The sequence below is a fragment of the Pseudomonas sp. LBUM1655 genome (assembly GCF_059716085.1).
Genome location: NZ_CP166801.1, coordinates 447,023 through 460,503, shown reverse-complemented (window position 1 = coordinate 460,503; position 13,481 = coordinate 447,023). Strand labels below are relative to the sequence as shown.

11 protein-coding genes are annotated in these 13,481 nt (G+C 60.3%); 1 reads left to right on the top strand and 10 read right to left on the bottom strand.

From position 1 onward, the window contains the following. Positions 1–68 precede the first annotated feature (68 nt). The 8 genes from ACA074_RS02070 to ACA074_RS02035 all read right to left on the bottom strand — a co-directional run bounded on the left by ACA074_RS02070 (position 69) and on the right by ACA074_RS02035 (position 8,323). Positions 69–1,661, bottom strand: coding sequence for an AAA family ATPase (locus tag ACA074_RS02070; protein ID WP_497678346.1), 1,593 nt, complete (start codon positions 1,659–1,661; stop codon positions 69–71). Between the two features lie 10 nt (positions 1,662–1,671). Continuing rightward, a complete protein-coding gene (gene aroB / locus ACA074_RS02065) occupies positions 1,672–2,772 on the bottom strand; it encodes a 3-dehydroquinate synthase (protein ID WP_187679607.1) in 1,101 nt (366 codons plus the stop codon). 152 nt (positions 2,773–2,924) lie between these two features. Further along, positions 2,925–3,443: a shikimate kinase AroK gene (gene aroK / locus ACA074_RS02060; RefSeq protein ID WP_187679606.1), complete on the bottom strand. Its 519-nt coding sequence runs from the start codon at positions 3,441–3,443 to the stop codon at positions 2,925–2,927. Positions 3,444–3,447: 4 nt separating this feature from the next. Beyond that, a complete protein-coding gene (locus ACA074_RS02055) occupies positions 3,448–5,535 on the bottom strand; it encodes a type IV pilus secretin PilQ (RefSeq protein WP_497678345.1) in 2,088 nt (695 codons plus the stop codon). Positions 5,536–5,548: 13 nt separating this feature from the next. After that, positions 5,549–6,076, bottom strand: a complete 528-nt coding sequence (locus tag ACA074_RS02050) for a pilus assembly protein PilP (RefSeq protein WP_489880427.1) — start codon at positions 6,074–6,076, stop codon at positions 5,549–5,551. Beyond that, entirely contained in the window at positions 6,073–6,696 is a 624-nt protein-coding gene (gene pilO / locus ACA074_RS02045) for a type 4a pilus biogenesis protein PilO (protein WP_187679603.1), read from the bottom strand. The genes ACA074_RS02050 and pilO overlap by 4 nt, the downstream gene beginning before the upstream one ends. After that, positions 6,693–7,259, bottom strand: a complete 567-nt coding sequence (locus tag ACA074_RS02040) for a PilN domain-containing protein (protein WP_187679602.1) — start codon at positions 7,257–7,259, stop codon at positions 6,693–6,695. The genes pilO and ACA074_RS02040 overlap by 4 nt, the downstream gene beginning before the upstream one ends. Further along, entirely contained in the window at positions 7,259–8,323 is a 1,065-nt protein-coding gene (locus ACA074_RS02035; protein ID WP_401271775.1) for a pilus assembly protein PilM, read from the bottom strand. The genes ACA074_RS02040 and ACA074_RS02035 overlap by 1 nt, the downstream gene beginning before the upstream one ends. Positions 8,324–8,543: 220 nt before the next feature. Here ACA074_RS02035 and ACA074_RS02030 point away from each other — a divergent pair, with 220 nt between their 5' ends. Continuing rightward, complete coding sequence (locus ACA074_RS02030; protein ID WP_497679306.1) at positions 8,544–10,988, top strand: penicillin-binding protein 1A; 2,445 nt, start codon at positions 8,544–8,546, stop codon at positions 10,986–10,988. Positions 10,989–11,228: 240 nt separating this feature from the next. Here the strand turns inward: ACA074_RS02030 and ACA074_RS02025 are convergent, their stop codons facing one another. Together ACA074_RS02025 and ACA074_RS02020 are read right to left on the bottom strand one after the other, a co-directional pair. Then, positions 11,229–12,497: a malic enzyme-like NAD(P)-binding protein gene (locus ACA074_RS02025; RefSeq protein WP_489880429.1), complete on the bottom strand. Its 1,269-nt coding sequence runs from the start codon at positions 12,495–12,497 to the stop codon at positions 11,229–11,231. 183 nt (positions 12,498–12,680) lie between these two features. Then, positions 12,681–13,481, bottom strand: a complete 801-nt coding sequence (locus tag ACA074_RS02020) for a thermonuclease family protein (protein WP_401271771.1) — start codon at positions 13,479–13,481, stop codon at positions 12,681–12,683.

Sequence of the window (13,481 nt, the reverse complement as noted above, 5' to 3'; positions counted from 1 at the left end):
GAGGCGGCGCGCACTTGCGGAAATTTTGAGGTGCCTGGAGTGGCGGCCTGGGTAAGGCCGCCGAATCTTCAGCGAGTTGTTGCCAGTTCCTGTTGGACGCTGGCGACAGTGCGAGGCCAAGGTTTACCAGCCTGAACCTTCGCTGGCAAGGCCTTGATGGCAGAAACAGCCGCATCACGATTGGCGAAGTTGCCGTAGGTGATCACGTAGAGAGGCTTGCCGTTGAGGACTTTCTTGAAATAACGGTACTCGCCGCCCTGCTCCTTGACGAAGCTTTGCGCGGCTGCTTCGGAGCTGGTGCCGAGAATCTGCACCACGTAGTTGCTCGTCGGCTGACCGGCGTACCAGCTGCCACCGGCGGCTTTGGCCACGGTAACCGGCTTCTCGGCCGGTTTGGCGGCGGCGACTGGCTTGGCTGGCGCCGGTTTGGTCGATGGTGCTGGCGCTGCCGGAGCAGGCTTGGCAGTAGCGATCTGAGTCGGAGCAGGCACAGGTTTGGCCGCAGGCACTGGAACCGGCGTCGGTGCAGGCCCGGCTGGAACGCCCGCTGGTGGCGCCGAAGTGGTCACGGTTGGCGGCGTATCGCTGGAGCCTTCCAGTGGCACGCCGTCATCGCCTTCGGTGATTCCGCCAGCGGCTTCAGCCAACGGGCCTCGCATCACCGGTTGCGAATTGCCGACCAGCGGCAATGGCATCGGCTGCGTGTTGCCGGCGAACTCGACGTTCGGTGCAGCGCCATTGGCAGCGCCCTGGCCCAATGGCAGTTGTGCCTGTTCGTTGGCGGGTGCGCCGGTGGTTGGCGCCTTGTTGCGACCCGGCATCAACCAGGCGGCGGCGACCGCGACCACAACGACGGCGGAAATCGCCAATACGTGTTTCTTCGGCATGTTGAACCCCATACTTGGACGCTTGACCGCAGAGCGGCTGGCAATCATGACTTCTATCAGAGCATCGCGAGCGACCTGGTTGATGTTGCCCGGCCAACCCTCGGAGCTTTCGTGAATATCAGAGATCTGATCCGCGGTGAAAAGTTCGACACCCCGGCCGGCACCTTCCAGCCGTTGGTCGAGATACTCGCGGGTCTCTTCTTCGGTGTACGGCTGCAGTTCGATGACGTGGAAGCGCTCTTCCTCGAGGTGCAAAGCCTCGAGCTGAGCGATCAGCGACGACTCACCGAACAGGAACACATGCGGACGACCTTCCGGAGCGCCGGCACCCAGCGCCATCAGCGCTTCGAGAGCGGACTCGTCGAGTTGCTCGGCGTCATCCACCAGCAAATAGACTTCCTGGCCAGTCAGCGCGAGTTGCACCACCTGATCCAGAATCGCGCCGACTTCGGCCTGGGCCACGTTCAGCGCCTGAGCGACCTGACGCAGCACGCCCGCCGCATCGCCGGCACCGCGTGCGGAGACAACAACGCTCTGCACCGATTGCTTGTTGGTGCTGGCCACCAGTGCCTGACGCAGCAGCGTCTTGCCGCTGCCCTGCGGGCCGGTGACTACCAACAGCAACTGGCTGTAACGCGCCAGGTGATGCAGTTGACCCAGCACCGGTTTGCGCTGGGCCGGGAAGAACTTGAAGCCCGGCACCCGCGGAGCGAAGGGGTCGTGACTTAACTGGAAATGGCCGAGGAACGCCTCGTCGGCATGCAAACTAGTCATCGGAATCTTATTAACCTTTAAGCTGAGCCAGGGCGCGGTAATCCGCTCCCAGCGTGGCCTGTAGAACTTCTTTCGGATAATCGTCGGTCACTACCGCTTCACCCATCCGGCGCAGCAGCACCAGGCGCAGACGACCGTCGATCACTTTTTTATCAATAGCCATGTGTTCGAGAAAATCAGCTTCGCTCATCTCTATAGGCGGAACCACCGGCAGACCGGCGCGCTGGAACAGACGAATGCCGCGATCGCGCTCCTGTTCGCTGATCCAGCCCAGACGCGCAGACATCTCCAGCGCCATCACGGTGCCAGCCGCCACCGCTTCACCATGCAGCCAGACACCATAGCCCATGTGGGTCTCGATGGCGTGGCCGAAGGTGTGGCCGAGATTGAGCGTGGCACGTACGCCGGTTTCCTTCTCATCGGCGCCGACCACCGCAGCCTTGGCTGCACAGGAGCGCTCGATGGCATACGTCAGGGCTTTCTGGTCCAGCGCACGCAGGGCGTCAACGTTGTCCTCCAGCCAGGTCAGGAACGGCTCGTCGCAGATCAGGCCGTACTTGATGACTTCCGCCAAACCCGCCGACAGCTCACGCGGTGGCAGGGTCTTCAGGGACGCGGTGTCGATCAGCACCACGTTCGGCTGATAGAACGCGCCGACCATGTTTTTGCCCAGCGGATGGTTGATCCCGGTCTTGCCGCCCACCGACGAATCGACCTGGGACAGCAATGTAGTGGGGATCTGAATGAAATCGACGCCACGCTGGTAGCAGGCAGCAGCAAAACCGGCCATATCGCCGATCACGCCGCCGCCAAGGGCGATCACGGTAGTGCGGCGATCATGACGAGCGGTCAGCAGACCGTCGAAGATCAGTTGCAGGGTTTCCCAGTTCTTGAAGGCTTCACCGTCCGGCAGCACCACGGAAATCACTGAGAACTGCGCAAGGCTGCGAGTCAGACGCTCGAGATAGAGCGGCGCAACGGTCTCGTTGGAGATGATTGCCACTTGCCGCCCATGGATATGCGGAGCCAGCAGCTCGGGCTGATCCAACAAACCTTCGCCAATATGAATCGGGTAGCTGCGCTCGCCTAGATCGACCTTGAGTGTCTGCATGTGTCCCCACAGTGAAGATGGAAGCAGGCGTCCTGCCCTGAATTATTGGTTATCTGCGGCCTATAGCGGGTATGACGCCGCTCGCACGCCCTCCGCCACAACCTCGCCGGGCTGTGACAGGACGCCGAGGATAGCGCATTTCGGGCGATGCTTTAACGGGGTGGAAGCTGCGCCAGGCGGTCGAGAATGTCGAGCACTACCATGCGCGGTGGCCGTTCATCGGTTTCCACTACCAGATCGGCGATTTCCCGATAGAGCGGATCACGTATTGCGAGGAGGTCGCGCAGGGTTTTCTCGGGATTGGCGGTGCGCAGCAGCGGCCGATTGCGATCGCGCGCCGTGCGGCCGACCTGCTGCTCGACGGAGGCGTGCAGATACACCACACGGCCGCCTTCATGCAGGGCCTTGCGGTTGGCGTCACGCATTACCGCGCCACCGCCGGTCGCCAGCACCACGCCGTCGAATCCGCACAGTTCGGCGATCATCGCCTGCTCACGGTCACGAAAGCCGGGCTCGCCTTCCTTGTCGAAGATCCACGGGATATTGGCGCCCGTGCGCAGTTCAATTTCCTTGTCGGAATCTTTGAACGGCAGGCGCAGCTCTTTGGCCAGCAACCGGCCGATGGTGCTTTTTCCAGCGCCCATCGGTCCTACAAGAATCAAATTTCGCACAGAATCAACGACTCACAGCAATCGCCTGGTTATTCATGATACGCGGAGTGAGAAATACCAGCAGCTCGGATTTTTTCTCCGAAACCACATCACGCCGGAAAAGGCGGCCAAGATACGGCACATCGCCAAGAAATGGCACCTTATCTACAACCTTGCTTTGAGTATTTGAGAAAACGCCACCAATCACGATGGTTTCACCGTCATTGACCAGCACCTTCGCGTTGACCTCGTTCTTCTTGATCGGCGGTACATCCTGCACTTTGTTCAAGTAGTCCGGTTCGTCCTTGGTGACCTTGACCTCCATGATGATGCGGTTGTCCGGAGTAATCTGCGGCGTCACTTCCAGCGACAGAGAAGCCTCCTTGAACGACACCGACGTGGCGCCGCTGGAGCTGGCTTCCTGATAGGGAATCTCGGTGCCTTTGAGGATCTTCGCGGTTTCCTTGTCGGAGGTGACTACCTTCGGTTGCGAGACGATTTCGCCGTTACCGGTCTTCTCCATGGCCGTCAGCTCAAGATCGAGCAGAACATTGTCAGTGATGAAGGCAATACCAATCCCGGACGTGTTGTTGACGGTGCCCATGTCGACGAATGGCGAGTTGGTGCTGGTGCTGCCCGGCGTGCCGATGGTGGTCGATGAGCCGTTACTGACCCCGGAGGTGTTCCAGTTGCCCTTGTTCTGGATCGACCCACCCCAGCGCACACCCAGGCTCTTGTCGTAATCCACGTTGGCTTCAACGATCCGCGCCTCGATCATCACCTGACGCACTGGAATATCCAGTTGCGCCACGATGCGCCGCAGTTCATCGAGACGATCCTGAGTCTGGTAGGCGATGATGTTGTTGGTGCGCTCATCGACGGTAATCGAACCACGCTCGTCGATTTTGGCCTCGGCACTGGTCACCGACTGAAACAGCTTGGCGATGTCCGCTGCCTTGGCGTAGTTCACTTGCAACAGCTCACGGCGCAGCGGCGCCAGTTCGGCGATCTGTTTCTGGGATTCGAGCTCCTGGCGTTCGCGGGCGGCGATTTCATCGGCCGGAGCGACCAGTAACACGTTGCCGATCTTGCGCTTGTCCAGCCCCTTGGTTTTCAACACCAGATCCAGCGCCTGATCCCACGGCACATTTTGCAGACGCAACGTGATGCCGCCCTGAATCGTGTCACTCGCCACCAGATTGAGGTTGGTGAAATCGGCGATCAGTTGCAGCACCGAGCGCACGTCGATGTCCTGGAAGTTCAGCGATAGCTTGTCGCCGACGTAGGCCTGTCGATCAGCGTTGCGTTTTTGCAGGTCGTCCGCCGTGATCGGCCGGATGCTGACGGTCAGTTTGTTATCGGTCTGGTAGGTGGAATAGTCGAAGGTGCCGCTGGGCTCGACGGTGATGATCGCGCGATCGCCGGTCGCGGCAGCGTTGACGAACTGCACTGGCGTGGCGAAATCCTTGACGTCGAGGCGCACCCGCAGCTTGTCGGGCAATTGCGTGCGGGCGAAGCTGAGGATGATCTTGCCGTCATGTTCCTGGATATCCGGGGCGATGGTCGGGTCGGACAGGTCGATGACCACGTTACCCTCGCCCGCCGTACCGCGTTGAAAATCCACGCCGCGAATGGCTTTGGTTTTCGGCACGAACGCCTTGGCGGGTGTGGGAGTCGCTGCCGCGGTCGCACGGGACGCCGCCACAGCAACCGGGCGCGCAGCGGTTGTCGGCGCACCCTGACCTACCACCACAAAAAGATTGTTGCCCTCGACCCGCGTGTCATATGGCGCCAATTGCGTGAGATTGACGATCAGGCGCGTCCGATCCTTGGCTTCAACCACCGTGGCCGTGCGTGCATTGCCCCTACCCAGATCGACATGCTTTCTGGCCAACTGGCTGGCGACACCGGGCAAATCCAGCGCGATCCGCGCCGGCGAATCGGTGGTGTAGCCCTTGGGCTGCGGCGGCGGCCCGTCGAATGACAGCTTCAACTCGACACGGTCACCCGGCAACGCTGCCACATCCAGCGTCTTCAGATTAGCCGCCTGAACCATCGGTGACATCAGCGCTATCCATAGCGAAAAACCGAGGGTGGAGAAAATCCTGTTCATTATTCGACTTCCACTATGAGTGCTCTTTCAAAGGAATGGTGCGCGGACGCTCCAGCCAGGCGCCGTCGCCATCAGGCACGATTTCGACTACATCGACCTGGGTGGCGCTGATGGCAACGATGCGGCCATCGTTGCGCCCCAGGTAATCGCCAACCTTCAGGCGATGCACGCCACCCGCTCCGCGCAACAGCGCGAAAGAACCGGCGGCATTGCCGATCGTACCGACCATCTCGAACTGCTCGATGTTGAAACCTTCGAGGTATTGCTTGATCCGGTTGGGATCAGGTTTTACGTTGCGCGAGCCGTGTTTCTGCCCGGCCAGATCGACGCGCACCTGGCGCGAGAACGGGCTACGCAGGTTGGCGGCGCTGTAAGTGAATGTCGGGTAAGACCGAAATGTCGGGGTTGGTTCAATCTTGCCTGCCGGGCGCAGGCGTACTTCATTCATGTAGGCGTCGAGGTCGCTGACGTCATCGCTGCCACCACACCCGCTTAATGCCAGCAGCACCATCGACAAGGCCGAATAACGAATCAGGGTCATTTTTGCAGCCCTTTGTCGTTATAGCGGTAAGTCTTGGCAAGGATGCTCATGCGCAGTTTCGGCCCGCCCTCCTTATTGGCGGGGGCCAGTTCGAAGTCATGCAGGGTGACGATGCGCGGCAACCCGGCCACTCCGCTGACGAAGGTAGCGAGGTCGTGATAGGCGCCAGTGACGGTGATCTGAATCGGCAGTTCGATGTAGAACTGCTGGGCGACCTCCGGCAACAGTTTGATCTCTTCAAATTCCAGGCCGCTGCCCAAACCTGTACGCGTGATGTCTTCCAGCAGGCCTGGAACCTCCGTGTCGCTGGGCAGTTGCCGCAATAACACGCCAAAGGTGTTTTCCATCTCTTTCATCTGCTGGGTGTACAGCTCCAGATTGGCCGACAGTCGCGCCTTGCTGGCGAATTGCTCCTTGAGCGTGGTCTCCTCCTCGCGTTTGGCATCGAGCTGGTTTTCCATGTCACTGATGAAAAAGTTGTAACCAAGCGCCAACACCAACACCATCAACAGCGCCCCGGCGATGGCCTTCACTGCCGCCGGCCAGGAACCGATATTGCTGGTATCCAGATCGTTGAAGTCGATGCTGCGCAGACTGTCCAGCCATTCGGACGGCTTCATGGCTCGTCCTCCACGGTTTTGGGCTGGGTCTGACGAACAGTCAACTGAAAGAGATTGGCCTGCTCCTGCTGATCGGCGGAGGTTGATTTCACTTCGTTCAGGCTAGGGGCGTCGAACCAGTCGGACGCATCCAGATTGCGCATCAACTCGGAGACACGATTGTTCGACTCCGCCGCTCCGCTGATCGACAGGGTTTTGCCGGCCATTTTCACGTCGGTGAAATACACGCCGTCAGGCAACGTGCGCGCCAGTTGATCGAAGATCCGCCCGCTGACCTGCCGATTGCCTTGCAAGTCCTGAATGATGCGCATGCGTTCGACCAGTTGCTGGCGATGGGCCTTTAGCTCGCTGATCTGCTTGATCCGCTCGTCGACCACAGCAATCTGCTTGCCGATATAGTCGTTACGCGCCACTTGCCGGGCGATGGCGTTGCTGATGATCTGATCGGCAATGAATACGGCGCCAACCGAACCGACCACCACGCCGATCAAAGTCAGCAGGAAGCGTTTGCGCCGCTCTTCGCGGCGCTCTTCACGCCACGGTAACAGGTTGATCCGCGCCATCAGTCGAAACTCCTGAGCGCGAGCCCGCAGGCAATCATCAGGGCCGGCGCATCACTGGCCAGAGCCCCTGCGTTGACCTTGCTGCTCAAGGCCATGTTGGAAAACGGATTGGCCACCTGGGTCGGGGTATTCAGACGCTGCTCGATCAGCCGGTCCAGCCCTGGCACCGACGCCGTGCCGCCGGCCAGCAGAATGTGGTCGACCGCGTTGTATTGCCCGGAGGCGAAGAAGAACTGCAAAGAGCGCGACACCTGCTGCACCAGCGCCTCGCGAAACGGCTGCAGCACCTCGCTGACGTAGTCGTCGGGCAGGCCGCCCTGTTTTTTCGCAAGGCCCGCCTGCTCGATGGTCAGGCCATAGCGACGCTGGATTTCCTCGGTCAGTTGCCGGCCTCCGAACAGTTGCTCGCGGGTATAGATGATCTTGCCGTTGTGCAGGACGCTGAGGGTGGTCATGGTCGCACCGATGTCGACGACCGCCACGGTCAGGCGCTCCTGGGAAGCGGCCAACTGCGTCGCGAGCAAGCCGAACGAGCGCTCCAGCGCGTACGCCTCGACGTCGACCACGCGAGCGGTAAGCCCGGCCAGCGCGAGCGCGGCTTCGCGGACTTCGACGTTTTCCTTGCGACAGGCGGCGAGCAGCACGTTGACCCGTTCCGGGTTGCGCGGCGACACGCCCTGGACTTCGAAGTCGATGGCGACCTCGTCCAGCGGATAGGGAATGTATTGGTCGGCTTCAATCTTGAGCTGGTTCTCCAGCTCGTCGTCGGTCAGGCCCGCATCCATTTCGATGATCTTGGTGATCACCGCCGAACCGGCCACCGCCACCGCCACGTTCTTGTTGCCGGTGCGTGCCTTGACCAGCACCCGGCTCAGGGCCTGGCCCACACCTTCGAGCTCGGCGATGTTTTTTTCGACCACGGCGTTCGCCGGCAACGGCTCCACCGCGTATGCCTCGACCCGGTAGCGGTCGCCCTGACGGCTCAATTCCAGCAGCTTCACTGACGTGGAGCTGATGTCGATCCCCAGTAACGTATTGGTCTTTTTATTGAAGAGTCCCAGCACTACCAATTCCCTATGACTTTCCGTGAGTTACGGACTCTGTAATACGCATTGCGTTCCTTCACCCCGTCTTGACAGAAGCGCAAATGACGCCTCCAGCAGAAAAGTGCTTATAATGCCCAGCGATTTTTTCCGCTTTTTACTGCCAGCGCGGGTCGTTCTGTGTGTCGCCACAACCCCCGTTGCCAAATTCATTCTTTGCCCTGGATGTCCAAACGCCTTGATTCGTTTGCTGAAATTTTTCGGTTGGTCCATCGTCGCCGTTTTCTGCGGACTGCTTTTAGGTCTCAGTGGCGCGTATCTTTACCTTAGTCCGGGTTTGCCATCCGTGGAGGCTCTGAGAAGCATTCAGTTGCAGATTCCACTGCGGGTCTACAGCAGCGATAACAAGTTGATCGCAGAATTCGGCGAAATGCGCCGGACTCCGATCCGTTTCGCCGACATTCCCCCCAATTTCATTAATGCGTTACTAAGTGCTGAAGACGACAATTTCGCCAATCACTACGGTGTCGATCCAAGCAGCCTGATGCGCGCCGCGACCCAACTGGTCAAGAGTGGACACATTCAATCCGGCGGCAGCACCATCACCATGCAGGTGGCGAAGAACTTCTTCCTGACCAGCGAACGCAGTTTCTCGCGCAAAACCACCGAAATCCTCCTGGCTCTGCAAATCGAACGTCAGCTGACCAAGGACGAGATCCTCGAGCTGTATGTGAACAAGATCTATCTGGGCAACCGCGCCTACGGCATCGAGGCGGCGGCGCAGGTTTATTACGGTAAGTCGATCCGTGACGTCAGCCTCGCGCAGATGGCGATGATCGCTGGCCTGCCGAAAGCTCCGTCGCGTTTCAACCCGCTGGCCAACCCGGCGCGCAGTAAAGAACGTCGCGACTGGATCCTCGGGCGCATGTACAAGCTTGGCAAGATCAACGAAACGGACTACACCGCTGCGATCAACGAGCCACTGAACGCCAGCTATCACGTGCCGACCCCGGAGGTGAACGCACCGTACATCGCCGAAATGGCCCGTGCCGAAATGGTCGGCCGCTATGGCAGCGACGCCTACACCGAAGGTTTCCGCGTCACTACCACGGTGCCAAGCAATTTGCAGGAAATGGCCAACACCGCGCTGCACGAAGGTTTGATGACCTACGACCAGCGTCACGGCTACCGTGGCCCCGAGTCGCGCCTGCCGGGCAAGACCCGTGAAGCGTGGGCAACCGAACTGACCAAACAGCGCACTATCAGCAGCCTGGAACCGGCGATCGTCACCCAGATCGACAAGAACGGTCTGCAAGTGCTGACCCGCACCGGCGAAGAGCACGTTGTCTGGGACACCATGAAATGGGCACGGCCGTTCCTCAACACCAACAGCATGGGCGCCAACCCGCGCCAGCCCTCGGATGTGGCGCAGGTCGGCGATCTGGTTCGCGTGCAACGCCAGAAAGACAATTCGTTGAAGTTCAGCCAGATTCCGCAGGCGCAAGGGGCGCTGGTATCGCTGGATCCGCAGAACGGCGCGATTCGCTCGCTGGTTGGCGGTTTCGCTTTCGAGCAGAGCAACTACAACCGCGCCATGCAGGCCAAGCGTCAGCCGGGTTCGAGCTTCAAGCCGTTCGTCTACAGCGCGGCACTGGATAACGGCTACACCGCCGCCACGCTGGTCAACGATGCGCCGATCGTGTTCGTCGACGAGTACCTGGACAAGGTCTGGCGTCCGAAGAACGACACCAATACCTTCCTCGGCCCGATCCGTCTGCGCGAGGCGTTGTACAAATCGCGCAACCTGGTGTCGATCCGCTTGCTGCAGGCGATGGGCGTGGGCAAGACCATCGACTACATCACCCGCTTCGGCTTCAACAAGCAAGACCTGCCGCCGAACCTGTCGCTGGCGCTGGGCACCGCGACCTTGACGCCAATGGAGATCGCTACAGGTTGGAGCACCTTCGCCAACGGCGGCTACAAGATCACCCCGTACATCATCGACAAGATCGAAAGCCGTAACGGTGACTCGCTGTTCGTCGCCAACCCGCCGACCGTACCGCAGGGCGGCTCGGCCACCGACGGTATCGCGGTACCTGCCGAGCAGTCGTTCACCGTCAACGCGGCGCCGGTTCCGGGTGAAGCCCCGGGCGCCGCAGCGGCACCACAAGCGCCGGCCGTGGCGGAGCGGATCGTCGATGGTCGCACTACTTATATCCTCAACAGCATGTTGCAGGACGTGATCAAGCTCGGCACCGGTCGTCGCGCACTGGCTCTTGGCCGTAGCGACATCGCCGGTAAAACCGGTACCACCAACGAATCGAAAGATGCCTGGTTCTCCGGTTACAACGCCGACTACGTGACCACCGTGTGGACGGGCTTCGACCAGCCGGAAAGCCTTGGTCGCCGCGAGTTCGGTGGCACCGTGGCGCTACCGATCTGGATGAACTACATGGCCGCCGCGCTGAAGGACAAGCCGCCTCACGTCCAGCCTGAGCCGGAAGGCTTGCTCAGTCTGCGGGTAGATCCGGTCAGCGGCCGTGCGGCGACGCCGAGCACGCCTGGGGCGTACTTCGAGCTGTTCAAGGCTGAAGACACGCCACCGTCGGTGAACGAGCTGGGTAATGGCTCGGCACCGGGTAGCCCGCTGCCGGCGGATGAGCAGGCGCCGATCGATTTGTTCTGATCCACTTCTATTGAAAAGCCCCGCCTTCAATTGAAGTGCGGGGCTTTTTATTGCCTGCCCTCTGAGGTGTTGGCCGAGCTGACGACTTCGCGAGCAGGCTCGCTCCCACAGGGGAATGTGTTTCAAGGTGGGAGCGAGCCTGCTCGCGAAGAGGCACTGAACCACACCGCAAAACCCTCGGACATAAAAAAGCCCCGACTCATAACGAGCTGGGGCTTTCGGTTGAAGCACTACAACGACTTAGCCGTTGAACACGTCATCCACGCTTTTCAGCGGGTAGTTCTTCGGATACGGCAGGGTGGCCACACCAGTCTCGATCGCGGCTTTGGCCACAGCGTCGGAGATCAGGGTGATCAGGCGCTTGTCCATTGGCTTCGGAATGATGTACTCACGGCCGAATTCCAGCGGGGCACCGCCGTAGGCGTCGCACACATCCTGTGGCACCGGCAGTTTGGCCAGTTCACGCAGAGCGTTGGCTGCAGCCACTTTCATTTCTTCGTTGATGCGCTTGGCGCGAACGTCCAGGGCACCACGGAAGATGAACGGGAAGCCCAGTACGTTGTTGACCTGATTCGGGTAGTCCGAACGGCCGGTGGCCATGATCACGTCGCTACGGGTGGCGTGCGCCAGTTCCGGGGAGATTTCCGGATCCGGGTTCGAGCAGGCGAACACGATCGGGTTCGGCGCCATCGACAGCAGGCCTTCAGCGCTCAGCAGGTTCGGGCCGGACAGACCGACGAACACGTCAGCGCCTTTCAGAGCGTCAGCCAGGCTGCGCTTGTCGGTGGCGTGAGCGAACACGGCTTTGTACTGGTTCAGGTCGTCACGGCCGGAGTGGATCACACCGGTACGGTCAACCATGAAGATGTTTTCAATGCGTGCGCCCATGCTCACCAGCAACTTCATGCAGGAGATGGCGGCAGCGCCGGCGCCCAGGCAGACGATCTTGGCTTCCGGCAGGGTTTTGCCAGCGATTTCCAGGGCGTTGATCATGCCGGCAGCGGTCACGATAGCGGTGCCGTGCTGGTCATCGTGGAACACCGGAATGTCGCACTGCTCGATCAGAGCGCGTTCGATCTCAAAGCACTCAGGTGCCTTGATGTCTTCCAGGTTGATGCCACCGAAGGTGATGGAGATGCGCTTTACGGTGTCGATGAAGGCTTGCGGGCTTTCGGAGTCGACTTCGATGTCGAAAACATCGATGCCGGCGAAGCGCTTGAACAGTACGCCTTTACCTTCCATGACTGGCTTGGAAGCCAGTGGGCCGAGGTTACCCAGCCCCAGAATCGCGGTGCCATCGGAAATGACTGCAACCAGGTTGCCCTTGCCGGTGTATTTGTAGGCCAGTTCAGGATCGCGAGCGATCTCACGCACTGGTTCAGCTACGCCGGGGCTGTAGGCCAGCGACAGGTCGCGGGCGGTAGCAGTGGCCTTGGTGAGCTCGACACTCAGCTTCCCTGGACGAGGATGGGCATGATATTCGAGAGCGGCAGTTTTCAGATCAGACATTTTGGCATTCCGCTTTTTACTGTTGGACAGACTGGTCAGCGAGGATACGCGCCTCGCAAAGTCCCCACAAGACTGAGCGGTCACCACTGTCAAGCGCCCTGCCCTACGACTTTGGGCCAAGAGCCACGGCGCACAAGGGCTTGACTGTTCACAATCGACAGAAAAAATGTCTACAATTTTTCTTCAGCGGGAAGTTTGCAGCATCGAAGGATCAGTCAGCGGCAACAGCCAACGCGCTTGACCCGATTGCAGTCCACCGCGTCGCGAGCGATCGACCACCCAGCCGCGCGCCTCGATCTGCTTGCCCTTCAGCGCTTGCAAGCGAGCATTGTCGAATTGTCCGACCAGATTGGGTGCAACACGCAATACAAGCGAGTCTTGCAACTCGATCCAGATTCCGCCGCGATTGCGTTGCACCTTGCTCACACGACCGCTGACCACAGCAAAACCCGAGCGCTGGATCTGCTCCGCTTTCAGTACAGGTGATTGCCGCCAGAGACCTCGCCCAGCCTGTCGTGCGTTACGCTCGGCGGCTTGCTGACAGGCGACCAGATCGACATTCGGCGCCACGGCGACTTGAAAGCCGAGGCCATCGGCGAGCATCTGAGCTTCGAGATTGGCGCCGCTGACGCTATAGAGGTGGGCGAGCGTACGTCCGTAATGATCTTTCGCTTGCTTGCCGGGGAGCAAACCGACGCGTCCGCCGCTGTCAGCCACCAATGATTCCAGGCGTTTGCGCGCCGCCACGGCGAAAGGTTCGTCACTGCGGCCCTGCTTGCCCAGTTCAGGCGTGTTGAGGCCGATCATGCGAACACTGCGGCCGTCGCTCAGGCGCAAGGTGTCGCCATCGACCACGCGCTGCACCGCGACGGTGGCAAGTCCCGAAGGCGCCGGACAGAAGGCTTGCGCGGCGGACAGCCAAATCGCGGACACAAAAAAGGCGCCCGCGAGGGACGCCTTTTTCAGCAGTGAGGAACAGCCCAC

Coding starts and splice junctions, on each gene's coding strand:
- aroB (WP_187679607.1), bottom strand. CDS start 2,772: ATGCAGACACTCAAGGTCGATCTAGGCGAGCGCAGCTACCCGATTCAT.
- ACA074_RS02055 (WP_497678345.1), bottom strand. CDS start 5,535: ATGAACAGGATTTTCTCCACCCTCGGTTTTTCGCTATGGATAGCGCTG.
- ACA074_RS02070 (WP_497678346.1), bottom strand. CDS start 1,661: ATGACTAGTTTGCATGCCGACGAGGCGTTCCTCGGCCATTTCCAGTTA.
- ACA074_RS02040 (WP_187679602.1), bottom strand. CDS start 7,259: ATGGCGCGGATCAACCTGTTACCGTGGCGTGAAGAGCGCCGCGAAGAG.
- pilO (WP_187679603.1), bottom strand. CDS start 6,696: ATGAAGCCGTCCGAATGGCTGGACAGTCTGCGCAGCATCGACTTCAAC.
- ACA074_RS02025 (WP_489880429.1), bottom strand. CDS start 12,497: ATGTCTGATCTGAAAACTGCCGCTCTCGAATATCATGCCCATCCTCGT.
- ACA074_RS02050 (WP_489880427.1), bottom strand. CDS start 6,076: ATGACCCTGATTCGTTATTCGGCCTTGTCGATGGTGCTGCTGGCATTA.